Source organism: Commensalibacter sp. M0268, assembly GCF_016101925.1.
GTDB classification, from domain to species: domain Bacteria; phylum Pseudomonadota; class Alphaproteobacteria; order Acetobacterales; family Acetobacteraceae; genus Commensalibacter; species Commensalibacter melissae.
This window is the reverse complement of sequence record NZ_JACFPQ010000001.1, coordinates 317602-340956: the sequence shown is the minus strand read 5'-3', so window position 1 is coordinate 340956 and position 23355 is coordinate 317602. Positions and strand designations below refer to the sequence as shown.

Here is a 23355-nt window from a genome sequence, read left to right as displayed (position 1 = left end):
AATTCATCAATTTGCTCATATTTATAATTCTGATAATATTTTTTAATTTATAGTTACAGGGTTTGATATGGGTGAAATTATTTTAGATCTCAAAGAGTTGCGATGCCCCTTACCTATTTTGAAGGCTAATCGGGTTTTACAAACTCTTGAACCTGGGGATTGTTTACGTGTCTTGGCGACAGATCGTCATACAATCAAGGATTTTCATGAATTCTGTCGTAAAACTGGTCATTCACTGATTGCTTTTTCAGAACAGGGAAATAATTTATCTTTTCTAATTAAAAAAAAGTAAAATTGCACAAAACAATTTTTAAATCTATAAATTGGTTTCTTTTTTCAAAAGAGGTATAAAGAAATAATATTTATCAGATATAAACTTGTTGGAAGTTCAACATGACAGATGATCTCTCTTCCCTTTCATTTGAGGATGCATTGAATGAATTGGAAAAAATCGTTCATAATTTGGAAACTGGACAACAAAAACTTGAAGAAGCCATCGTATCTTATGAACGCGGTGCCTTACTTCGACGTTATTGTGAAAAAAAATTGAATGAAGCCGAGGCTCGGGTAAAAATGATTGTCGAAAAAGATAACCAAAGCCTTGATACTGAAACTATTGAATAAATTTAGGGTTAATTACCATGACTTCTGTTGAAGCACAAAATCAGTCTCTTAATCAATCGCTTTCATCACGTGCCCAAAGCCTTGAAACAACACTTGATAAATTTCTTCCCAGAATGAAGGGGGGTGAGGCAAATCTGATTGAGGCAATGCGCTACGCTGTACTTGGGGGGGGGAAAAGATTAAGGGGTTATCTTGTTACAGAAGTCGCTTCTCTCTTCAATATCCCAATGAAAAGCGCGCTTTATGTGGGCGCTTCTGTTGAAATGCTTCATGCCTATTCATTAATTCATGATGATTTACCGGCAATGGATGATGATGATCTGCGTCGGGGAAAACCCTCCACCCATATTAAATTCGGTGAGGCGATTGCCATTCTTGCCGGTGATGCTTTACAAACCAAAGCCTTCGAAATTTTAACGTGGGAAGATGTCAGCGAAAACCCGAATATTCGTATTGAACTGGTTAAGTCCCTTGCTGAAGCAAGTGGATCCAATGGGATGGTCGGTGGACAAGTTATTGATATGGAAGGTGAAAATCGTCATCTGACCCTTCCTGAGGTAATCAATTTGCATGCCATGAAAACAGGCCGCCTAATTTGTTATTCCGCTGAAGCTGGAGCCATTTTAGGCCAGGCAAATACCGACTTGCGCAATCATATCATCAGCTATGGTCGAGATTTGGGAACAGCTTTCCAGATCGCTGATGACATTCTTGATGCCACGGCAAGTGCAGAGGAACTTGGTAAAACAGCCGGTAAGGATAATGCCTCAGGAAAATCAACATTCGTTTCTTTGCTTGGAATTGAAGATGCAAAAAAGGAAGCAAACAGACTTATCAGTAAAGCTATCCGTCATTTAGAACCTTTCGGATCCGCCGCCGATAATTTACGCGCTTTGGCAAATTATGTTATTACCAGAAGAAATTGATTTACAATAAACATTTACCCATTCAATAATGGCTAACACTAAAAAACGCGTCGATATACTTCTCTTTGAAAGAGGCATGGTTGAAAGTCGTACAAAAGCGCAGGCCTTGATTATGGCGGGGCTGGTTTTTACGAAAGATCGTCGAATTCAAAAGGCAGGGGATATCGTATCTGAAACCATTGAACTTACCATTAAAAATCAAGAACATCCTTGGGTATCGCGTGGTGGTCTAAAACTGGATCATGGATTGAAATCATTCAATTTATCACCCAGAGGGTTAAATTGCCTTGATATCGGGGTCTCCACAGGAGGGTTTACCGATGTTTTATTAACGAATGAAGCGAATAAGGTATACGCAGTCGATGTTGGGCATGGACAATTGGCATGGAAAATACGTCAGAATACACGCGTGATTGTGAAAGAAAAGTGTAATGCCCGCTATCTTACATCAGAAATAATTCCGGATCCCATTCAAGTCATCGTCTGTGATGCAAGCTTTATTAGTCTAAAAACAATTTTACCTGCCGCCTTATCCCTGTGTCAAACTGGCGGATGGGCAATGGCGTTGATCAAACCCCAATTTGAAGCTGGACGCAAACATATTGGATCAAAAGGAGTTGTCCGCGATCCTGAGATTCATACAAAAATTTGCCAGGACATTAATAATTGGTGGCAAAATCTGCCCAACTGGCAAGTATTGGGAATTGAGACTAGTCCCATTACCGGCCCTGAAGGCAATAAGGAATTTCTAATAGCCGCACGTAAAGAATCCCCGTAAATCATAAAACAACTTTTCCCTTATATTATTTAAAGTTAATTTTTTGAATCAAAGTGTTTATAAATGGTTATACATCAGCATTTATCCATTCCAACCTTACAAATTGATCAATATCTTTTACGATTGATCCAAAAAAAGGATATCAAAAGCATACATAATCATATTAATGATTGGAATATTGCAAAAATGCTGAGTGACGTGCCATTTCCTTACTCACAAGAATTATTGGAAAAATGGTTTGAAGCCACCCTTCAGCAAATCAAGGCAGGACAATCCTATCACTTTTCAATTATCGATACACAAACCAATCCGGACACAGTTGTAGGTTGTATAGGTTTAACCCTGAATATGGCAGAACAATCTGCCAAAATAGGATATTGGGTTGCTCAGAGATACTGGGGTAATAATATCGCTACCCGAGCCTTGAAACGCTTAACAAATTGGGCGTTAGCCAATCTAAATATCAATTACATTCATGCCACTGCCGCTGATGACAATATTGCCTCTATAGCGGTTTTGAAAAAATGTGATTTTCAACCCTATGGTCAGGGCAAGGAGAAATTTTTAGCTCGTGCTGTTGAACAACCCGTCTCATATTTCCTTTTACAACGGGAAGATATTTGTCCCAACAATCTCACACCCAATCAAAATATTTATACATCAAAAGAAAAAAAAATATTGTTAGTTGTAGCCGCCGCACTTATTGATATTGAAGGTAGGCTTTTACTCGCCCGTCGTCCGGAGGGAAAATCAATGGCAGGAATGTGGGAATTTCCAGGCGGAAAAGTTGAACCCGGGGAAACACCTGAAACAGCATTGATTCGAGAATTGAAAGAAGAAATAAATGTCGATATTTCTAAAAGCTGTCTCGCCCCATTCACTTTCGCATCCCATGAGTATCAGGATTTTCATTTATTGATGCCATTATATGTATGTCATCGTTGGAAAAATGACCCCATACCAAGAGAAAAACAGCAACTTGCATGGGTTACCGCCAATGAGCTTGACCATTATCTTGTCTTGGAGGCTGACAAACCATTTATTCCACTCTTGAAGGATTTACTCTTCTAATCTTACCTCGTCAGGAATATGAAAAATATTCTGCCTTTTTCCAGTGATATTATTGTCAAAAGTGAATAAGGCACCAGCTTTTGGATATTTTTCAAGATCTTTTTTTGATATTTTGGCACGTGCCGATGTAACAAAAGCCGTTTTTAAATCATTACCACCAAAAGCTATTTTGGTTAAATTCGGACAAGGAAAATCTATTGATTTCAATTTATGTCCATCAGAGGAATAGACATTTATTTTATGTCCTTGATAAAGACAAACCCACAGATTGTTCTCGCAATCAAGCGCCATGCCATCAGGATATCCTTCCATTTCTTTTACAAAAAGTCGTTTGTTTGCAAGTTTTTGTCCATCTTCAATATCAAACGAAAAAATTTCATGTGCATTGGAATGACTGCAATATAGGATCTGTTTGTCTTCATCAATTACAGGCCCATTAAGTACCGCATATTCCCTATCCTGCCTTATTACATAAGGTTTAGCCTGATCCCATTTTAACAAATAGAGGGATCCTGTTAATTTTTTTTCTTTTTCATCCATTGATCCAAACCAAAGTTGACCTTTGGCATCAATATATCCATCATTAATTCGATTATTTGGAAATTTTTCCTCTAAGGGATAAAATAACGTCACACTGCCATTAAATAGGCTAAACCAATATAAACCGTCTTCCATACCGCATAAATAAACAGATCGATTGGTTGGAAAAAAAAATGTAGGTTTCTTGTGAGTATTCCAGCTTTTCTTCTGATTGTCATTTAAGCGGTATTGATGAATTTTTTTGCCCTCAATATCAACAAAATAAACCGCTTTTTCAGAGGCATTCCACATAACCCCCTCCCCCAATTCTGATTGGGTCTCCCAAATGGCGGATGGACATGACGAATTAATTGTAATCATTATAAACCCCTTTTTGAAAGGCTTTTTAAATTAAACAAAAAAAATTCAATATTTGCAATAATAATTATTTTAACATAAAACTGTTTATACTAAACATTTACTTTGGAATTTTCTTAAACAATTCTTAATTTTAAATATAATTCTCTGTAATTTTTCAATACTTAAATATTGTAACTGTTTTAACAATTGGACTTTTGTAAAATGACTCTAAATCCAACTGCTTCAATTATGGTTATCGGAAATGAAATTCTTTCAGGCCGTACCCAAGACGTGAATATAAATTATATTGCGAAAGGATTAACCTGTTCCGGAATTAAACTCATAGAAACCCGTATCATTCCTGATGATCAAAAAATAATCATCAAAACAGTTAATGAATTACGTGCTGCATATGATTATGTGTTTTCTACAGGGGGAATCGGTCCTACCCATGATGATATAACTTCCGAGGCTATAGCAGAGGCGTTTGGTGTACCCAATCCAATTCATCCAGAAATATCCCGATTATTGGAAGAACATATTGGCAAGGAAAAATATAATGACGCCCATAGAAAAATGGCTCGTTTCCCACTAGGGGCTACGCCCATTCCCAATTCTGTATCCGTAGCGCCGGGATATGTAATCAACAATGTATATGTTATGGCTGGCGTTCCCCAAATCATGCGTGCAATGTTTGATCAAATATTGCCCACCTTACACCATGGCAAGCCAATTGTTTCAAAAAGCTGTTACGCTTTTCATGCCTCTGAAGGCAAAATTGCACATGATCTAGCACATATACAGGATCAATTTCATAACCTTGATATTGGATCCTATCCATTTTATAAAAATGAAGATCAAAATGGAATAGCATTGGTTGTCAAAGGTCAGGACCAAGATGCCGTTCAGCGTGCCGCTCAACAAATCCATCAGTTGTTTATCCGGATGGGATACGACCCACACGAAGGTGAGCCCATTTGAACCCTGGTTTTAACTAGTTTATTTCCTCACGCCCCATGGCAAGAAACTTATTTCTACGTTTAGCCTGAAGAACCTGTTCTGGAACTAAGGCGAGTTCGCCAAATGCAGCTTCAATCGCCTTTTGAACATTACTGATCGCAGTTTCTGGATCTCGTTGCGCTCCACCAACCGGTTCCTCGATAATTTGATCAATTAATTTGAATTTCAACAAATCCTGAGCCGTCAAACGTAATGCAACTGCCGCCTGAGCCGCTTGTGATGCATCCCGCCATAATATGGAGGAACAAGCCTCAGGAGAAATAACTGAATAAATCGCATGTTCAAGCATCAGAATTTTGTCAGCCGTTGCCAGAGCGATTGCCCCTCCCGATCCACCTTCACCAATGATAACGGAAACAATGGGAGTTGTTGCCCTAAGGCATGTCTCAATTGATTTTGCAATGGCTTCAGCCTGACCATGTTGTTCCGCATCAATTCCAGGCCATGCTCCTGGCGTGTCAATCAACATGATAATCGGTAAATTAAATTGTCCTGCCAGTTTAATTAAACGTTGAGCTTTTCTATATCCTTCAGGCCTGGCCATCCCAAAATTATGCTTTAGTCTTGTATCAAGATCGGAACCTCGCTCTATCCCGATCACAACAACAGATTGCCCTTTGAATCTTCCCAATCCACCGATAATGGCATGATCTTCTGCATAAAGACGATCCCCTGCCAATGGCATGAAGTTTTCAATCATACCTTTGATATAATCCAAAGCATGCGGACGTTGCGCGTGTCGTGACACCTGAACTTTTTGCCAGGGTGTTAGTTTGTTATATATAACTCGCAGCTGTTTTTCAGCCTTTTCCGTAAGCGTTTGCAATTCTTCGGCAATATTAATTTCTGTGGCGGTTTCAACACGTTGCAATTCATAAATTTTATTTTCGAGTTCTGCAACGGATTTTTCAAAGTCCAAAAATTGACGCATGATTATAAAAGATTACCAATTAAACGTTAATAACAGATCAGTGTAATGTATATTATCAATCAAATAAATTTTTAATTGTATAAATTACAATATTTTTTTAATAAAATTATTTTTTCATACTCAGGGGATGAAAATCCTGCACTATTTTTTTTAGGTGTTCAGTCTGTAAATGGGTATAAATTTGTGTCGTCGAAATATCAGCATGCCCCAACATCATCTGCAATGAACGCAAATCTGCCCCATGTGCCAACATATGACTGGCAAATGAATGACGTAAAACATGGGGAGACAGCCTGCCAGGATCAAGATTGGCCTTTAATGCAACTTCGAACAATATTTTATCAAACCCCTGCCGCGTTAAATGATTTTGCGGGTTTCGTCCAGGAAACAGAAAGACACTCTTTAAACTCGCATCATTTTTTTTAAGCACCAATGCCGCTTTTACCGCTGCATCTGAAACAGGTATTAACCTTTCACGTCTGCCTTTTCCGTATATTCGCAAAATTTTTGTTGCTTGCTGAATCTGGTCCTTGCGCAGAGATAACAACTCAGATATGCGTAATCCCGAACTATACAGAATTTCCAAAGCTGCCTTGGCAACAAGTGACCGTCTGTAATCGTCAAGGAATTCACTTGCTGATAACAGGTTAAAAACTTCCTGTTCGCTCAGATATTTAGGTAATGATTGTGGCAAACAGGGGGATTGCATTAAATAAGTGGGATCATCGGAGCGAATATTCTCCTGAACCAAAAAACCATAAAACTGACGCAGACATGACAACCTTCTTATTGCTGTTCGCGCTGTTTTTCCCTCTTGACCCAAAAATTCAAAATATTGATGAATATCACGTTTAGAAACCCTATCCATTTCTAGATTTCTGGCTTGCAAATAATCCATAAAATCTTTTAAATCAGTTTGATAGGCCTGATATGTATTTGCAGTAACCCCTCTCTCTGCCACCAACATTTCCAAAAAGAAATCAATCAGATCCCTGTTCATGATTTATTCAAAATCTATTGATTGGGCATTGTATTCAACACATTTCCAGGAACTTTTCCAGGCTGGGGAATTGTTGGAGTGTTTATCGGAGCAGGCGTTGAAGCATTATGAGCGTTTGCATTGTTGTAGGGAACGATAATAGGAGGAGCGCCAGGGACAACAGGTACAGATGGCAAAGTTGTATGTTGCTGGGCTTTGGGAATGGAAATAACCTTGTGAACTTCTCTGATCGGCATTTCGGGTGTTTGCAAGCAAAAAAACACTACCCCTGCCACAAGCAATATAACTATTAATCCAAAGAGAATAACAAATAATCGACGCATTATGGCTTCCTGATGTAAAATTACTCGTTGATGTTTTAATAATAACAGCTTGATTTCATACCATACTACAATTAATTTTTAATAGTCTGGATTTTATAAATTCTCTCTAAAATTAAATAAAATCTCAATTTATCAATTTTTATTTCTGTATTTGATCGACCACATGACTGATATACCTAGCAAATTACTAAATCGACCACTTGTTTTAATCGGTCTGATGGGGGCTGGAAAAACAACGATTGGTAAAAAAATCGCAGACTTGCTTTCCATACCCTTCATCGATTCGGATAAAGAAATAGAAACTACGGCTGGATGCAGTATCGCCGATATTTTCGAACAATATGGAGAAGAGGAATTCCGTCGTGTGGAAAACCAGGTTATCCAACGTTTATTGGATCAAGCCCCCTTGATTCTCGCAACAGGTGGTGGGGCCTACATGCATCCGGAGACAAGAAAAACCTTAAAGGAAAAAGCAACCACCCTTTGGCTACATTGTGATCTGGAAACACTTTTCAAGCGCGTTTCCAAAAATACCAACCGTCCCTTATTGAATGTCGATAATAAAAAAGAAATACTTTCCTCCCTTATGGAAAAACGTTACCCCGTCTATGCCGAGGCAGATATTGTCGTTGAATGTAGGGATAAAGACATTGATACAACAATTAATCTTGTTATCTCAGCTCTAGAAAATTCAAGTAAAATGCATATTTTACCCATAACCCTGTCAAAAAATCATTACGACGTAATCATTGGTTCTGATATATTACAGCAATGTGGAACACTGATTTTACCTTTATTAAAGCAAAAGAAAGTTTTTATTCTGGCGGATCAGACAGTTGCCGACCTTCATCTGGACAAACTTATCCATAGTCTTGATTTAGTACACGTAAATTATGAAGTTATCCTGCTTCCTCCTGGGGAAAAAACAAAATCCTTTCAATATTATGAAAAAGTCACGCAAACATTGTTAGAAAAAGGGATTGAGCGAAATTCAACGATTTTGGCATTTGGTGGTGGCGTTACAGGAGATTTGGCAGGATTTTCAGCTGCCACCGTGTTACGTGGAGTGCCATTCATTCAAATCCCCACCACCCTGCTTTCTCAAGTCGATTCTTCCGTAGGCGGAAAAACCGGTATCAATACATCGGTGGGTAAGAATCTGCTTGGGGCCTTTTACCAACCAGAAGCCGTTATCACAGATACAAAGATTTTGGACACACTCCCCCAAAGAGAATTACAGGCCGGTTATGCAGAAATTGTTAAAGCTGGTTTGATCAATGATCCAGAATTATTCAAATGGTGTGAAAAAAACGGTAAAAAAGTCATAAGTAAAGAACATGCCTGTCTGGCCAAGGCCATCGAAATGGCTTGTCAATTTAAAGCAAGGATTATTCAAAATGATGAATATGAACAGCAATCAACAGGCAGAAACCTCCTGAATCTCGGTCACAGCTTGGGACATACCCTGGAAGCGGAACTGGGTTATGATGGTCGTTTACTACACGGAGAAGCCGTTGCACTGGGTTGCTGCCTGATCTTTAAATTATGCACCCAAATGGGCATATGTCCGGAGAAAGACACACAACGTGTCATTCATCATTTCGAATCTGTAAACCTACCTGTTACAATAAAAAGGCTTTCTCAACCCATACGGGCATCAAATCTTCTTAATCATTTGAAACATGATAAAAAAAGCCAAAACAATAAAATAACGTTTATACTTGTCAATGGGATAGGAAAAGCTTTCACATCACAAGATGTTAGTGAAAAACAGCTGTACAGTCTCCTAATCGAGGACGGTTGTATACAGGACTAAAATTGTTGCATATAAAACACATGAATTAATTCTAATCAATAAAGTATATATGAAAGATTGTCATTCAATAAAATCTTTTATAAATTGCCGAATATCTGAAAATCTTTATAGAAATTAGAAGGTAAAGCCCTTTTCTGTGTTTTTTTAGTTACATTACATTAATAACTATAATCACTACATTAAAATCCTTCTAATTTTTCAAAGATATAGATTATAGTAAATTATAGAGTATAAATTTAAAGAGCTTCCGCCTTAATTGGCGGTCTATCGCTCGAAACTTATAAAAGAAGGATGTGTCAAGATGCGTCTTCGCACTGCATTGCTTGCAACGACTTTCGCGGTTGCTACTCCCGCCGCAGCGATGGCTAGCACAATTACTGGCCCTTATGTTAGCTTAGGTGGCGGTTATAACCTTGTTCAAACACAACATGCCCATTTCAAAAATGGTACCAATGCCGGTGGCAGGCTTGATAACGGTAAGGGAACCTCATCAAAACTGCGCCATAATACCGGTTTCACAACCATGGGTTCTTTTGGTTGGGGATTTGGTAATGGTCTCCGCGTGGAAGTTGAAGGTGTTTATAACTACTCCAACATCAGCGGACGTCATGGAACCCCTGTTTCCGCATACAAAACCAAAGGACATGACCAAGGTTATGGCGGATTGATAAATGTTCTTTATGATATTGACTTGCGTCAATTCGGCATTGACGTCCCTGTCACCCCATTCGTGGGTATTGGTGCCGGTTATCTCTGGCAAAATATGGCTCCATTGGATACAGTTTACCGTAATGGCAATAAAAACCGTATCGGTGGAACAGGTGGAAGCTTTGCCTATCAAGGTATTGTCGGTGCCGCCTATGATATCCCAGGCGTTCCAGGATTGGCAGTTACAACTGAGTACCGTATGATGGGTCAATTGGATGATCATCGTTCATACAATTCAAGTGCCTGGGTTGGCGGAAACCATTATAACAGCCACAGAGGCGTTAAAATGGATCACCGCTTCAATCATCAGTTTATCTTGGGTCTGCGTTATGCATTTGACACCGCACCACCAGCACCTCCTCCAGCTCCACCAACTGTAGTTGCTCCACCACAACCATCTGTAGCTCGCACCTACCTAGTATTCTTCGATTTCGACAAATCAGCATTGACACCTCGTGCACGTGAAATCGTAAGAGAAGCTGCTCAGGCTTCAACACGTGTTCAAACAACACGTATCGAAGTTAACGGATATACAGATAACTCTTCTGCACATCCAGGTCCTCGTGGTCAACGCTATAACATGGGTCTTTCAATCAGACGTGCCAAAAGCGTGAAAGCTGAATTAATCCGTGACGGTGTTCCAGCAACAGCAATTGATATTCATGGTTATGGTGAATCTCATCCATTGGTTCCAACAGGACCAAATACACGTGAACCACAAAACCGTCGCGTGGAAATTATTCTTAAATAATTTTCAAGAAATTATCTGAGTAATGTAAAAGAGATACTTAAAATTAAGTATCTCTTTTTATTTTTAAAAAACAATCAGGCCAATTTATTTTTAAAGGTTCTTTTTGATATCAATCGGTCATAAACAACAACTTTTTCAATTTATTAAATTTGGTATTGTTGGATCATCCGGTCTGGGAATTGATATTCTAGCTGTATACTTGTTACGGCCCTTAATTGGATTAACCTCGGCAACCCTTGCCGCTTATTTTATAGCCGCAAGTTCTAACTGGTTCATAAACAGACTCTGGACATTTGGAAATATTAATCATCGTCATTCTATCTTTGCACAATGGATACGATTTATTATGACCAACATTCTTGGTTTTTGTTGCAATAGAGGAATTGTTTTCTTTTTATTTTTCCTAAATTCGTTTTTTAGGTACTATGCTTTTATACCTTTAATTATTGGTGCAATGACTGGAATGCTAGCGAATTTCCATTTATCGCGCAAATTGGTTTATAATGATTCCATATCAAAAAGGTAAATTATTTTTTTCCAACGTTCCAAAAGGCAGTTTCCAATTGAACAACCTCCTTAAACTTACGTAGAATCATTGGATAACGTTGTTCCGCTCCATACTGAAAAGCAATTTGATCCAGAAACATAATACTTTTCTTTACAAGATTGTAATAGCTATCACTTCCGTACGTTTCCAACCAAGATAAATACGGATGGTCCCTTTTATCAAATTCTTGATCATTTAATAAATTCAAACCGATTTCACCGTACCCTATCAAACATGGTAATATTAGAATTACGATATCTAACAAATCACCCTGCATACTTTTTGTAAGCAAATATTGACTGTATGCAATAAGTTCGATTGATTTCCTTTCATTTTCAATAAAGTCAATTTCTATTCCCCATTGCTTGCAATATGATAAATGCAATGGAAGCTCTATTTCGATAAGCCCTTTCAATAATGATAAAAAATATTGCATTTCCCATAATGAATTACTTTTATAAATCGCTAGGGCCTCAACACGACTGTAATCAAGAAGATATAAATAATCCTGAACTAGATATTTTCTAAATTCCTCTGCCGGCAAGCTTCCCTTACCCAGCGCCTTGACAAAGGGATGATGGATAAATTGTTGCCATTCCTTCTGACAATCCTGTCGTAACCGACCAAATAATCCTTCAGAAAATAAAGAATACGTATTTTTATCATTATCAAACATTAAATCTTGACTTTCATGACAAAAGCTTAAATAGCTGTACTGTAAAAAACATTTTGAATAATAATATATACGGTTAGATTAATTTCCATATTACTCTTATCCAGTTCGTTTAAAATATTATTTTAACATATCAGGATTGTTCATTCTACCATGTCCACCACAATGCCAAGCACAAATGAAATACGGTCGCACTTTTTGAATTATTTTTCTAAAAATGATCATCAAATTGTACCATCCTCATCTTTGGTTCCGCAGAATGACCCTACTCTGCTTTTTACAAATGCAGGAATGGTACAGTTCAAAAATGTGTTTACCGGACAGGAACAACGTCCCTATTCACGTGCCACAACTGCACAAAAGGTTGTTCGGGCTGGTGGCAAGCACAATGATCTTGATAATGTTGGATATACCGCTCGTCATCATACTTTTTTTGAAATGCTCGGAAATTTCTCTTTCGGAGATTATTTTAAGGAAAAAGCAATCTATCTGGCATGGAACCTAATCACTGGCGAATTTGGATTACCCAGGGAAAAACTTCTTGTCACTGTTTATTCGGATGATAATGAAGCAGCTGATTTATGGAAAAAAATAGCTGGCTTTTCCGATGACCGTATTATCCGTATTAACAGTTCAGATAACTTCTGGCGTATGGGAGATACAGGCCCATGTGGACCATGTTCAGAAATTTTCTATGACCATGGCGAAGCTGTATTTGGAGGCCCCCCAGGATCCAAGGACGAAGATGGAGACCGTTTCGTAGAAATATGGAATTTGGTTTTCATGCAATATTTTGAAAATCCACCAGGTACACGAAATCCCCTACCCCGTCCGTCAATTGATACAGGAATGGGATTGGAACGATTTGCCGCAATTATGCAAGGGAAAAGTGACAATTTTGATATTGATACTTTTCAGGTCTTGATCAGGGCATCTGCTGAAATTACTGATACAGATCCATTTGGTTCCCATAAAGTCAGTCATCGTGTCGTTGCAGATCATCTTCGCTCTTCGGCTTTCCTTATTGCTGATGGTGTCTTACCATCCAAAGACGGACGTGGTTATGTATTACGTCGTATTATGCGCAGAGCCATGCGCCATTTACACATGATCGGCACTCAACAACCGGTATTTTACAAGCTTTTACCTGCATTAATCGAGGAAATGGGAAGCGCCTATCCTGAACTGATACATTATGAAACTTTGATTTCTGAAACCTTATACAATGAAGAACAACGTTTCAAATCAATGCTGGATCGGGGTCTTTCCCTTTTGAATGAGGAAAGCGGCAAATTACCGTCACATGGTAAATTGCCTGGTGATATTGCTTTCAAACTGTATGATACTTATGGTTTCCCTCTGGATTTAACGGCTGACGCGCTTCGTGAAAAAGGATTGACCGTTGATCACGAAGGCTTTGATAAAGCCATGGCCGAACAACGTAACCGAGCCAGAGCCGCATGGGTTGGTTCCGGTGATAATGCAACTGAAACAATATGGTTTGAACTCAAGGATAAATTTGGATCATCTGAATTTCTTGGATACAAGAATAATAGGGCTGATGCTGAAATTCAGGCAATTATCATTGATGGTCAATTAGTAAACCAAGCAGAAAAAGGTAAAGAAATCAGTATCTTGTTAAACCAGACCCCCTTTTATGGTGAAAGTGGTGGTCAGGCTGGGGATCAGGGAATCATTTTCAATAAAAACAGTATTATCGAGATTAAAGATACGCAGAAAAAACTTGGCGAACTGATCCTTCATCATGGAATTGTAAAAAAAGGCCAGATTAAGATCAATGATACGGTCACGGCTGAAATTGATACTGCTTACAGACAGACAATTCAGGCACATCATTCTGCCACCCATCTGTTACATCGTGCATTGAGAGAACAATTCGGGACACATGTCACCCAAAAAGGAAGTCTGAATACAGCAGAACGCTTAAGATTTGATTTCAGTCTCTCCAAACCGATTACACGCAATGAACTGGATATTGTCGAAGCAAAGGTTAATGCACAAATCCGGAAAAATTTACCGGTCAGAACACAAATCATGACGCCGGAACAAGCTAGTAGACTTGGTGCAATGGCATTGTTCAATGAAAAATATGGTGAGGAAGTCCGTGTGGTTTCAATGGGAAATGGAGATGATATTGCCAATCCACAAACGGCATGGTCCATTGAACTTTGCGGTGGAACCCATGTCAATCGCACCGGAGATATAGGTTTATTTCATATAATTTCTGAAAGCGGGGTGGCTGCCGGAATAAGACGTATTGAAGCCGTTGCCGGTTTGGCCGCGGAAAATTATTTCAAACAGAATTTGAATATATTAAATGAAATAGCCTCTCTTCTTAATACTGCCTCTGTACAACTTACCGATAGAGTGCAGTTGTTATTAAACGAAAGAAAAGAGCTAAAACAGCAAATATCCAAATTGCAGCACCAATTGACAATCGGCAAAGACATGCAAAATGACATTGAGACGATCAATGGCATTGAACTTATTTTCCGTGATGTTGGTGAAATCCCGCCAAAAGAATTAAAACCTTTGGCTGAAAGTCTTGTTAAACAGCTTCAAAATGGAATAGCTGTCGTATTGTCATCCTTTGGTCAAAAAGCATCCATCGTTGTTGCCGTAACTGCTGAATTAAGCAAAACTGTAAGTGCAATTGATTTGGTTAGAATGGCGAGTTCGATTGCGGGCGGTAAAGGTGGTGGTGGAAGACCAGATATGGCGCAGGCTGGAGGACCTGATATTAATAAGGCAAATGATATTTTTGAGAAAATAAAAAGCCATATCAATTCTTTATGATACTGAATTCAAGGCAGGTTCATCATGGCCTGCTTTTTCATCATAATTATTGGTTATTTATCCTGCATGATCATACTTTCGCCGTAAAATTGTACATAATATCATACAGTTAGCTGTTCAATTCATTCCGAAATGAAAGATCACAATATGTCGGAAAACAACCCTCAACTAACCCTCCTTGATATTTTAAAAGGTGTAAAGAAATTTCGAACGGATATTTATCCGGAACGTAAAGAATTATATTGTCAACTTGCCAATGGACAATCCCCTAAAACACTTTTCATAACTTGTGCAGACAGTCGAATAAGTCCTGAATCCCTGACCCAGCAACCCCCCGGAAATTTATTTGTCTTGCGTAATATTGGCAATATTGTACCTGCTTATGGTAACAGCTTCGGAGGAGTAACATCCGCAGTTGAATATGCAGTTTCCGCCCTAAAGATTTCTACAATTATTATTTGTGGACATTCTGATTGTGGCGCGATGAGTGCCCTAATACATCCTAAAAAATTGAATTCAATGCCAGCCGTAAGAAAATGGTTGCAATATGCCGAAACAGCCCATGCCATTACGGACGCACTTTCTGCCACTGATGTCGGCCCCGAAAGCATCCAAAGTTTAACGGAACACAATGTCCTGCTTCAACTTGCACATTTAAGAACTCATCCTTCAGTTGCTGGTGCCTTGGCAAAAAAAGAAATTATTCTTCAAGGATGGTATTATGATATTCCAAAAGGTAAGATTTATGTGTTAGATGAAGAAACAAGAAATGATATGACCGTCGATGAAGCTATTTCCATGCTGCAGAATCGTATCAACCAAAATACCAAAGCTTAAGAAAACTATTGCTGTATTGAGCTGCTGGTTTGCTTTTTTTGCATCTTTTACGCTGCATGCCAGAACAATCAAGATAACCACCTGGAACACAGAGTGGTTATTATCAAAATCAGATCTTGATAAATATGAAATACCAAATGATATTCAAGCAAGGCACTTCAAGAATTTCACAAGATTGTCTTTATATGCAAGAAAATTGAACAGCGATATAATTGCCTTACAGGAAGTGGGATCAGTCGAAACCGCAAGACGAATCCTTCCTGAAGACCAATATGATTTTTATATAACTCAGGATAATATCGCCCAACATCCTGTCCTGGCCATTCGAAAAAAACTTTCTTACAATATTATAAAAAACCCTGATCTTACCGCTTTGAGTAAGAATGACAAAACCCATATTTTACGAAGTGGTCTTGATCTTACCCTATACGATCATCGCATAAATATTCGAATTCTGGTTGTACATTTAAAGGCTCATTGCCCTGAAAGATCTCTTTATTCCCAACAAAAAGCATGTAATATCTTGAATCAACAGAAAATAATTATCCAAAAATGGATTGCAGACAGAATAAAAGATAAACAGGCTTTCATTATTTTAGGAGATTTTAACCGTATAGTGTCATTTAATGATGATTTTTTTCAATCCTTGTCAACAGAATCTAGTTTATCAATCCCAACATCTCAACTTGCTTCACCATGCTGGGGAGGCAATTATTTTCTTGATGGATTTATTTTGGATCCCATCTTAAGTGAATCCATTATTCCTAATACGTTAAAAGTATTGGTATACAAAGAAAAACAATATATGATGCATGCCGATCTGTCAGATCATTGTCCTGTCTCTTTAAATTTGTCTTTATAAAAAAAAATGATTTGTTCTTTTTTCACCTAAGATTTTTTAAATTTCCTCAATAATAAAAGCCTTTTATCACCTAATTTTTAAAAGGATCAATCTTGCCAGAAAGGTTAACCCTTTTATGATTTAGACAATAAAATCAGTTAATATTAGAAACTATCGTCTCCCCAGCCACCATCATCAGAGCCCCAATCAGCAGAATCTCCAGAATTACCCCAATCTGTATCATTTCCGCTGTTACTGAAACCATCATCAGCATAATTATCAAATCCGGCACCAGAATTGTTACCAGCATCAAAATTCGGATCAACTGCGGTACCCTCACCCGTAAAGGGATCACTGCCAGCTGCTGTTCCTGCAAACGGATCATTCGGATCTGCAGCAGACATTGGTGCAGCACCATTAACTGCATGATGGCCACCAAACAATCCACTCAATGCATTATAAGCCATCATACCCCCGGCAACACCAGCTGCCGTCGACAATGCACTGCCTAAAAATCCATTTCCGCCCCGATTAAACATTCCTCGTTGATAACCTGGGGGATAATTCACAGCCGGAGGTTGTTGCTGTCCATAAGGTGTATTCATAGACTGATTTGGCTGTGGTTGTGGCCGATTAGGATTTCCTCCCCACCCTGGCGGCATTTGTTGGGATTGAGGCGACATTTGAGTTTGAGATCGGTTTCCGCCACCAAAAAGCCCTCCCAGAAATCCTCCTGAACGAGGTTGACTTGATTGGGCCTGAGCCTGTTTCAGCTGTTGAATCTGTTGTTGCATCTGCTGTAATTGCCATTCCAGCTGACGAATACGTTTCTGAGATTCAACCAAGGCGGCTTCCTGAACAATGGCCATTTGTGTCATACGATAGCCCGCTTCAGGATATTTCTGCAAATTACTGTTAATCAGTTGATTGGCTTCAGAATCAATAGGGGGTAACGGACTGGCTGTTCCAACCGTATTTGGAGAAGCTGTTTTTTTCCCACTGACACGTTCAAAAAATTGATTGATCAATTGCTGTTCGTCATTATTCATCTTTGATTAACCTTTAAAATTATCTTTGGATTTCTCTTTATATTTTAATTATAAGACAAATTTTTGAAGATGATTCACTTTTCTTGTCATATCATCAAGATCGTATTATTTATTTAATCTTATTCGTAACCTTCGATAGACTAAAAAATAATTAACACTTATTATTCGTTATTTTTGCATTCTTTTGGAATTATATAATTCATGCCATCGCATACACCCTTTCAACCAGCTTCAACAAAAAAAACGTTATCATTCCAGGGACTGATCTTAAAGTTACATGAATTCTGGAATTCTCAAGGTTGTGCATTATTACAACCTTATGATCTTGAAATCGGCGCGGGAACATTATCACCACACACGACATTACGAGCGTTGGGCGACAAACCCTGGAAAGCGGCCTATGTTCAACCCTGTCGGCGTCCAACAGATGGACGATATGGTGAAAACCCCAACCGTTTACAACATTATTATCAATATCAGGTTCTACTGAAGCCATCCCCTGAGAATAGTCAGGAACTATTGCTTGAAAGTTATAAAGCCATCGGTATCAATCCAAAAGAGCACGATATTCGTTTTGTTGAAGATGACTGGGAAAATCCCACAATTGGCGCGTGGGGACTTGGATGGGAGGTTTGGTGTGACGGTATGGAGGTCACTCAATTCACCTATTTCCAGCAGGTTGGCGGGATAACAACCTCTATTCCTTCAACTGAACTTACATACGGTCTGGAACGATTGGCCATGTATATTCAGGGCGTTGAGAATGTCTATGATTTGGCCTTCAATGATCACGGGCTGACCTATGGAGAGGTTTTTCTCAGGGCTGAAAAAGATTATTCCCGTTACAATTTTGAATGTGCAGACACGACTCTTTTATTCAATCATTTCAAGGATGCAGAAAAAGAATCCAATGCGTTGGTCCAACAGAAACTTGCTCAGCCAGCCTACGATCAGTGTTTGAAAGCAAGCCACTTATTCAACCTGCTTGATGCCCGTGGAGTCATCAGCGTGAATGAACGCGCTTCCTATATTGGTCGCATTCGTAATTTGGCAAAACAATGTTGTGAAACTTGGCTGGCAGAGGAAAAATAATATGTCGGAATTGTTTATTGAACTATTATCGGAAGAAATTCCCGCACGCATGCAAAAGCAAGCCATGGAAAATCTTAACCGTTTACTGAATAATGCGCTGATCAATCTTAATCCCACTGATGCTAAAACATTCTCCACACCAAGACGTATCGCTGTTTCTATGCAGATTGACGCTACCATTCCGGTACAAGAGCTGGAGGAAAGAGGACCACGAATTACAGCCCCAGAAAAAGCGTTAGAGGGTTTTTTACGCAAACATGCAGCTCAAAAAAATGATTTAATTGAAGAGAACGGTTTTTGGGTTTTGAAAAAAATTAAGCCTGAACAATCAGCCAGCCAATTTATTCAAGAAAAAATTCCGCAACTTTTATGGCAATTCCCCTGGCCTAAATCACAGCGTTGGGGAAATGGCAGCCAATTTACATGGGTTCGCCCATTGCATCGCATCACCTGTATTCTAAATGGTGAGGTTGTTCCTTTTACCTTGGCAAAAGAAAATGATGATGCACATGGATTATCCAGCGATCAAATCACTGAAGGCCATCGTTTTCTTTCTCCTTCCCCCTTTACCATCCGCAATACAAAACAATGGCAGGAAACACTGTTTTTCCATTATGTTATTGCCGATTCTGAACAGCGTCGTGATAAAATTCTTGCAGACATATCCAAGCTTGCAGAAAATAATAAACTTCAACTCGTTTCTGATGAAGGACTTTTGAACGAAGTTACGGGACTTGTTGAATGGCCCGTCGCGTATATGGGTAAAATTGATTCCATTTTCATGGATTTGCCACAAGAAGTAATGCAAGTTTCAATGCGAGTGAATCAACGTTATTTCGCACTGAAAAATCAAGATGGCTCACCAGCAGCACGTTTTATTTTTATAGCGAATATTATTAGACCAGACGATGATGGTTCCTTAATCATTGCCGGAAATGAGCGTGTTTTGCGGGCACGTTTTGCCGATGCCCGTTATTTTTGGGAACAAGACCGTAAAACACCACTTGTATCATATAATAACTCATTAAATGATGTTATTTTTCATGCCAGACTTGGCAGCCAATACGAACGTGTGCAACGTATTGTCAAAATTGCAGGCTTTCTTGCAAACCTGCTTTGCGCCGATGTGATTCATGCACAACGTGCCGCTTTACTTTGCAAGGCTGATCTTGCAACAGGAATGGTTGGTGAATTCCCGGAACTCCAAGGTATTATGGGGGGATATTATGCTCAACATGATAACGAAAATCCTGCCGTAGCGCTTGCAATCAAGGAACATTACAAACCTTGTGGTCCAAATGACCAGACACCCACTGAACCATGCTCTGTTATCGTTGCACTCGCGGATAAAATCGATTTGCTAACCGCATTTTTTGCCATAGGTGAAAAACCCAAAGGATCTGGTGATCCTTTTGCATTAAGACGGGCTGCCTTGGGGATTATCAGAATCATCCGTGAAAACAATCTCTCTCTTGATTTAGAAAAAGTATTTGAATTCTCCATTTCAACACTTCCGAAAGATTTACAACAAGCTTCAGATCTGAAATTTTTGGCAAATTTCATGAATGAACGACTTATTATTCAGTTACGAAGTGAGGGTTTACGACATGATATTTTATCAGCAGTTTCACAAAAAAATCATTTAACTGATATTTCCGAACTTCTCAAAAAAGTTAATGCCATAAATCAAATTCTTGAATCATCCGAAGGAAAAGATCTTCTGGCCGCTGTCAAAAGAGCAAGCAACATTCTCAGAATTGAAAACAAAAAAGACGGCCCTCATCAAGGTGAACCCGATCCGTCTCTTTTCCATACTGATGAAGAAACAAATCTGTACAGTCATTTAAAACAAGCTACACAAATGATTGAATCAGCGCTTGATCATAAGAAGTTTGGATTTGCAATGAATACTATAGCTTCCTTACGCTCTGAACTGGACATCTTTTTTGATAAAACTATTATTAATGATCCAAATGAAATCATTCGTCATAATCGACTTAAACTTCTCAATCAAATTGATAATGTAGCTAACCTTATTGCTGATTTTAGCCAAATTGAAAAATAGTTATATTAGATTTTAGCCGGGTCTGTTAATTCATAAAACAGCTGGGGCTTGACTTTAAAATGAGGTGAATAGGCTGAATCATTTTTATAAACCGTCTTTTCACCCCATTTTTTTTCCATAAATTCCATTTCATATGTGAAGCGTTCTTGGTGTTCAGGTCTATCATCACTATCTCTTGAATAGCTTTCATGATGAATGGCAATCACATCCATGCACATAATAATTCGATAACCTGCCTCTCTTACTTTCAAACATAGATCGACATCGTTATATGCAATTTTTAAATTAATTTCATCAAATCCATCCACCTCATGAAAAACTGATGCCTTTACCAACATCATGGCCGCTGTTACTGCAGTCAATTCCTGTGATAATACAGAACGTCCGACATAACCAAAATCATTCTTGATCATCCCCCTATTCATATGTTGGGCAACTTCCCCGGGACCAACAATAATGCCTCCATGTTGTATTCTTCCATTCGGATATAACAGTTTGGCTCCCACAATTGCAATATCATCAGCAAATTCCGCCTCATTCAACATGATTTCCAGCCAATCCTCATTTTCGATAAATACATCATTATTTAAGAATAAATAAAAATCGGATTTTATTTTTTGAGCGGCCAGGTTATTCAAACGTGAAAAATTAAATTCTTCTTGTACTGTTAAAAAATTTACAATCTTTTTTCGCGAATAGTTTTTTATAAACTCTAGAGTTTCTGTTTTTTTTGATCCGTTATCAACCAATAAAATATTATAGTGGCTATAATTGGTTCGGTCCAAAATACGGTCAACGCATTGTTTGGTAATTTCAATCTGATCTTTGAAAGGGATAATAATTGTAACAGTTGATTGCGGTATCTTATTCCATGCAACCTTATACATCGTAGCATTCTCTATTGAGCTTACCATAGTTTCGTGCCCCGTACGTTTCAAATGATCACTTACACAGTCTACACCCGCTTTTACCGCATATTGTTTATTGGCAATTGTTTCCGCTGTTGAATTCGGAGTAATACGCCAGTGATACAAAATCTCCTGAACATGATGAATTTGCGATGATTTTAAATATTCTGTCAATCGCAAAATAAAATCATGATCCTGTGCACCATTATATTGCGATGACAGAAAACCAACTTTTCTAACATAATCAACATGAATCATGACAAAATGACAAATATAATTACACCCTAACAAATAACGGTAATTAAAATCAGGTTTTAAATTGGGTTCGGTAAATTCACCATTGTTATCAAGCTTATCCTCATCTGAATAAACAAAATAGGCATGATGACACTGCGCTTCCATTATCATCATTTCCAATGCTTCAGGAACCAGCATGTCATCATGATCAAAAAAGGCGATCCATTGACCTTTTACCTGTTTCAATCCTTCGTTAGTCGCTTCGGAAATACCCCTATTACATGTCAGTGTAATTGCCTTGATCCTGTTATCAAACAAAACATATTTTTTGATTTCTCTCTGAATTGATGCTGATTTTCCTCCATCATCAATCAAAATCAATTCCCAATTTTTATAAGTTTGACATAAAACAGAATCAACAGCCTCCCTAAAATGAGATAAATCAGGTTTGTAAACAGGACATATAATTGAAATTTTGGGAGATTTAAGTTTTATCTTTAAATCTTTCAAATTTTGTCTTTTTTTATCAAGTAATTTTGGTAAACTCGAGAAATATTTTTGTGCCCATAGATGATATTCATCAATTATATATTCCGGATAAGCGATTAAATTTTTAATTTCACTTTTTAGGGAATTAATTTCATTATATAGACTATCTATATGCTGATTCATTATTAATAGTTTTTGTTCCAACAAATCATCAACAAGGCTTGTTTGATAGGGGCTGTTTTTCACTTCTATATAATCAGGCATTACATACACGCGAAATTCCGCCTTAAAACATTTTCGAAGCACTTTGGGTACAACAACCGCAAAACCGCATCTTGGCTCACCATTATAAGCACTTGCCACATCAGGACGATATCTATTGGCCTGAACCGTTTGTAATTCAATCCCATTCATGACAACAAGAATCGAACAGTTTCCTGTATATTCTCCTGTTTTCAAATCCTTTTTCAAAACCCATCCAACAATTGAACCGTTCTTCCATCCATCAATAAAAGATTCATATTCTACAGAATCGTTATTTCTTAATAATTGAAAATATACATAGGATACTTGCTTATTATTCTGTTTTGAATCAGAGATTATAAAAGGTGTTTCATCAATAAATTGAAATGACAACTTATGGTTCTTATTATCCCTGTATCTTTCTGGTATGGAAAATTGAAAACCGATATCGCCGCGAAAGAAATTCAGCTTTTGCTGGATAGTTTTATTTTCAATATCGCATTTAATTTCAGCAATCTTTACATCATCGATAAAAGCAGAAACAATTGTAGGTTTTTCAGGTTTAACGACATTAATTGCCCATCCCACAAATACCCCCTCTTCAATTCTTTGACAGAAACCCGTACAGCGAGATTGAGCATTCATGAACCCCATCCTTTTAGTTAACTTAAATTTACTATTTCTTGAAAAAAATTATAATTTTTCAAAAATAAATATCATTATAAAAAAA

General features: G+C 38.1%; 21 protein-coding genes. 14 read left to right on the top strand and 7 right to left on the bottom strand.

The features are described 5' to 3' along the window. Positions 1-67: 67 nt before the first annotated feature. The 5 genes from H3R28_RS01560 to H3R28_RS01540 all read left to right on the top strand — a co-directional run bounded on the left by H3R28_RS01560 (position 68) and on the right by H3R28_RS01540 (position 3399). Positions 68-292 carry a sulfurtransferase TusA family protein gene (locus H3R28_RS01560; protein ID WP_155565706.1) on the top strand — a complete coding sequence of 75 codons (225 nt, stop codon included), beginning with the start codon at positions 68-70 and terminating at the stop codon, positions 290-292. Positions 293-393: 101 nt separating this feature from the next. Then, positions 394-624: an exodeoxyribonuclease VII small subunit gene (locus H3R28_RS01555; protein ID WP_110438302.1), complete on the top strand. Its 231-nt coding sequence runs from the start codon at positions 394-396 to the stop codon at positions 622-624. Between the two features lie 17 nt (positions 625-641). Beyond that, positions 642-1550 carry a polyprenyl synthetase family protein gene (locus tag H3R28_RS01550; RefSeq protein WP_198209180.1) on the top strand — a complete coding sequence of 303 codons (909 nt, stop codon included), beginning with the start codon at positions 642-644 and terminating at the stop codon, positions 1548-1550. A 28-nt stretch (positions 1551-1578) separates the two neighbouring features. Beyond that, positions 1579-2328: a TlyA family RNA methyltransferase gene (locus tag H3R28_RS01545; protein ID WP_198209182.1), complete on the top strand. Its 750-nt coding sequence runs from the start codon at positions 1579-1581 to the stop codon at positions 2326-2328. A 63-nt stretch (positions 2329-2391) separates the two neighbouring features. Beyond that, positions 2392-3399, top strand: coding sequence for a bifunctional GNAT family N-acetyltransferase/(deoxy)nucleoside triphosphate pyrophosphohydrolase (locus H3R28_RS01540; protein ID WP_198209184.1), 1008 nt, complete (start codon positions 2392-2394; stop codon positions 3397-3399). Here H3R28_RS01540 and H3R28_RS01535 read toward each other — a convergent pair. Then, the gene (locus H3R28_RS01535) at positions 3388-4299 is read right to left on the bottom strand and encodes an SMP-30/gluconolactonase/LRE family protein (RefSeq protein ID WP_198209186.1); all 912 of its coding nucleotides are present in this window, start codon (positions 4297-4299) and stop codon (positions 3388-3390) included. The two genes, H3R28_RS01540 and H3R28_RS01535, sit on opposite strands and share 12 nt — an antisense overlap. A 201-nt stretch (positions 4300-4500) precedes the next feature. On the opposite strand from H3R28_RS01535, the gene H3R28_RS01530 reads away from it, so the two are divergent. Continuing rightward, positions 4501-5259 carry a molybdopterin-binding protein gene (locus tag H3R28_RS01530; RefSeq protein ID WP_198209188.1) on the top strand — a complete coding sequence of 253 codons (759 nt, stop codon included), beginning with the start codon at positions 4501-4503 and terminating at the stop codon, positions 5257-5259. A gap of 13 nt (positions 5260-5272) precedes the next feature. Here H3R28_RS01530 and H3R28_RS01525 read toward each other — a convergent pair whose 3' ends face one another. From H3R28_RS01525 to H3R28_RS01515, 3 genes are all read right to left on the bottom strand, one after another. Next, a complete protein-coding gene (locus tag H3R28_RS01525) occupies positions 5273-6229 on the bottom strand; it encodes an acetyl-CoA carboxylase carboxyltransferase subunit alpha (RefSeq protein WP_198209190.1) in 957 nt (318 codons plus the stop codon). A gap of 106 nt (positions 6230-6335) precedes the next feature. Beyond that, positions 6336-7229: a tyrosine recombinase gene (locus H3R28_RS01520; protein ID WP_198209197.1), complete on the bottom strand. Its 894-nt coding sequence runs from the start codon at positions 7227-7229 to the stop codon at positions 6336-6338. Positions 7230-7243: 14 nt separating this feature from the next. Continuing rightward, a complete protein-coding gene (locus tag H3R28_RS01515) occupies positions 7244-7552 on the bottom strand; it encodes a hypothetical protein (RefSeq protein WP_198209199.1) in 309 nt (102 codons plus the stop codon). A gap of 163 nt (positions 7553-7715) precedes the next feature. Here H3R28_RS01515 and aroB point away from each other — a divergent pair, with 163 nt between their 5' ends. The 3 genes from aroB (at position 7716) to H3R28_RS01500 (ending at position 11353) form a co-directional block, all read left to right on the top strand. After that, a complete protein-coding gene (gene aroB / locus H3R28_RS01510; RefSeq protein ID WP_198209201.1) occupies positions 7716-9368 on the top strand; it encodes a 3-dehydroquinate synthase in 1653 nt (550 codons plus the stop codon). Between the two features lie 301 nt (positions 9369-9669). After that, positions 9670-10827, top strand: coding sequence for an OmpA family protein (locus H3R28_RS01505; RefSeq protein ID WP_110438312.1), 1158 nt, complete (start codon positions 9670-9672; stop codon positions 10825-10827). Between the two features lie 103 nt (positions 10828-10930). Next, positions 10931-11353: a GtrA family protein gene (locus H3R28_RS01500; protein WP_155569465.1), complete on the top strand. Its 423-nt coding sequence runs from the start codon at positions 10931-10933 to the stop codon at positions 11351-11353. A gap of 1 nt (position 11354) precedes the next feature. Here H3R28_RS01500 and tenA read toward each other — a convergent pair whose 3' ends face one another. Further along, positions 11355-12050: a thiaminase II gene (gene tenA / locus H3R28_RS01495; RefSeq protein ID WP_155580694.1), complete on the bottom strand. Its 696-nt coding sequence runs from the start codon at positions 12048-12050 to the stop codon at positions 11355-11357. Between the two features lie 162 nt (positions 12051-12212). Between tenA and alaS the strand changes: the two genes are divergently transcribed. From alaS to H3R28_RS01480, 3 genes are all read left to right on the top strand, one after another. Further along, positions 12213-14864: an alanine--tRNA ligase gene (gene alaS, locus H3R28_RS01490; RefSeq protein WP_198209526.1), complete on the top strand. Its 2652-nt coding sequence runs from the start codon at positions 12213-12215 to the stop codon at positions 14862-14864. A 147-nt stretch (positions 14865-15011) separates the two neighbouring features. Next, positions 15012-15701: a carbonic anhydrase gene (locus H3R28_RS01485; RefSeq protein ID WP_198209203.1), complete on the top strand. Its 690-nt coding sequence runs from the start codon at positions 15012-15014 to the stop codon at positions 15699-15701. Continuing rightward, positions 15649-16563 (top strand): endonuclease/exonuclease/phosphatase family protein, encoded by a 915-nt coding sequence (locus H3R28_RS01480; RefSeq protein WP_198209205.1) that lies wholly within the window; start codon positions 15649-15651, stop codon positions 16561-16563. Before H3R28_RS01485 ends, H3R28_RS01480 begins: the two co-directional genes overlap by 53 nt. A gap of 143 nt (positions 16564-16706) precedes the next feature. On the opposite strand, the gene H3R28_RS01475 is transcribed toward H3R28_RS01480, so the two are convergent. Beyond that, positions 16707-17591, bottom strand: coding sequence for a DUF2076 domain-containing protein (locus H3R28_RS01475; RefSeq protein WP_198209207.1), 885 nt, complete (start codon positions 17589-17591; stop codon positions 16707-16709). A 201-nt stretch (positions 17592-17792) separates the two neighbouring features. On the opposite strand from H3R28_RS01475, the gene H3R28_RS01470 reads away from it, so the two are divergent. Together H3R28_RS01470 and glyS are read left to right on the top strand one after the other, a co-directional pair. After that, positions 17793-18683: a glycine--tRNA ligase subunit alpha gene (locus tag H3R28_RS01470; RefSeq protein ID WP_110438318.1), complete on the top strand. Its 891-nt coding sequence runs from the start codon at positions 17793-17795 to the stop codon at positions 18681-18683. Between the two features lies 1 nt (position 18684). Next, positions 18685-20748 carry a glycine--tRNA ligase subunit beta gene (glyS, locus tag H3R28_RS01465; protein ID WP_198209528.1) on the top strand — a complete coding sequence of 688 codons (2064 nt, stop codon included), beginning with the start codon at positions 18685-18687 and terminating at the stop codon, positions 20746-20748. A 5-nt stretch (positions 20749-20753) separates the two neighbouring features. On the opposite strand, the gene H3R28_RS01460 is transcribed toward glyS, so the two are convergent. Next, a complete protein-coding gene (locus H3R28_RS01460) occupies positions 20754-23270 on the bottom strand; it encodes a glycosyltransferase family 2 protein (RefSeq protein ID WP_198209209.1) in 2517 nt (838 codons plus the stop codon). Between the last annotated feature and the right edge of the window lie 85 nt (positions 23271-23355).

Bases quoted from the DNA above. Each gene is read 5' to 3' on its own strand.
- H3R28_RS01560 (WP_155565706.1), top strand. From the start codon at position 68: ATGGGTGAAATTATTTTAGATCTCAAAGAGTTGCGATGCCCCTTACCT.
- H3R28_RS01555 (WP_110438302.1), top strand. From the start codon at position 394: ATGACAGATGATCTCTCTTCCCTTTCATTTGAGGATGCATTGAATGAA.
- H3R28_RS01550 (WP_198209180.1), top strand. From the start codon at position 642: ATGACTTCTGTTGAAGCACAAAATCAGTCTCTTAATCAATCGCTTTCA.
- H3R28_RS01545 (WP_198209182.1), top strand. From the start codon at position 1,579: ATGGCTAACACTAAAAAACGCGTCGATATACTTCTCTTTGAAAGAGGC.
- H3R28_RS01540 (WP_198209184.1), top strand. From the start codon at position 2,392: ATGGTTATACATCAGCATTTATCCATTCCAACCTTACAAATTGATCAA.
- H3R28_RS01535 (WP_198209186.1), bottom strand. From the start codon at position 4,299: ATGATTACAATTAATTCGTCATGTCCATCCGCCATTTGGGAGACCCAA.
- H3R28_RS01530 (WP_198209188.1), top strand. From the start codon at position 4,501: ATGACTCTAAATCCAACTGCTTCAATTATGGTTATCGGAAATGAAATT.
- H3R28_RS01525 (WP_198209190.1), bottom strand. From the start codon at position 6,229: ATGCGTCAATTTTTGGACTTTGAAAAATCCGTTGCAGAACTCGAAAAT.
- H3R28_RS01520 (WP_198209197.1), bottom strand. From the start codon at position 7,229: ATGAACAGGGATCTGATTGATTTCTTTTTGGAAATGTTGGTGGCAGAG.
- H3R28_RS01515 (WP_198209199.1), bottom strand. From the start codon at position 7,552: ATGCGTCGATTATTTGTTATTCTCTTTGGATTAATAGTTATATTGCTT.
- aroB (WP_198209201.1), top strand. From the start codon at position 7,716: ATGACTGATATACCTAGCAAATTACTAAATCGACCACTTGTTTTAATC.
- H3R28_RS01505 (WP_110438312.1), top strand. From the start codon at position 9,670: ATGCGTCTTCGCACTGCATTGCTTGCAACGACTTTCGCGGTTGCTACT.
- tenA (WP_155580694.1), bottom strand. From the start codon at position 12,050: ATGTTTGATAATGATAAAAATACGTATTCTTTATTTTCTGAAGGATTA.
- alaS (WP_198209526.1), top strand. From the start codon at position 12,213: ATGCCAAGCACAAATGAAATACGGTCGCACTTTTTGAATTATTTTTCT.
- H3R28_RS01485 (WP_198209203.1), top strand. From the start codon at position 15,012: ATGTCGGAAAACAACCCTCAACTAACCCTCCTTGATATTTTAAAAGGT.
- H3R28_RS01480 (WP_198209205.1), top strand. From the start codon at position 15,649: ATGAAGCTATTTCCATGCTGCAGAATCGTATCAACCAAAATACCAAAG.
- H3R28_RS01475 (WP_198209207.1), bottom strand. From the start codon at position 17,591: ATGAATAATGACGAACAGCAATTGATCAATCAATTTTTTGAACGTGTC.
- H3R28_RS01470 (WP_110438318.1), top strand. From the start codon at position 17,793: ATGCCATCGCATACACCCTTTCAACCAGCTTCAACAAAAAAAACGTTA.
- glyS (WP_198209528.1), top strand. From the start codon at position 18,685: ATGTCGGAATTGTTTATTGAACTATTATCGGAAGAAATTCCCGCACGC.
- H3R28_RS01460 (WP_198209209.1), bottom strand. From the start codon at position 23,270: ATGAATGCTCAATCTCGCTGTACGGGTTTCTGTCAAAGAATTGAAGAG.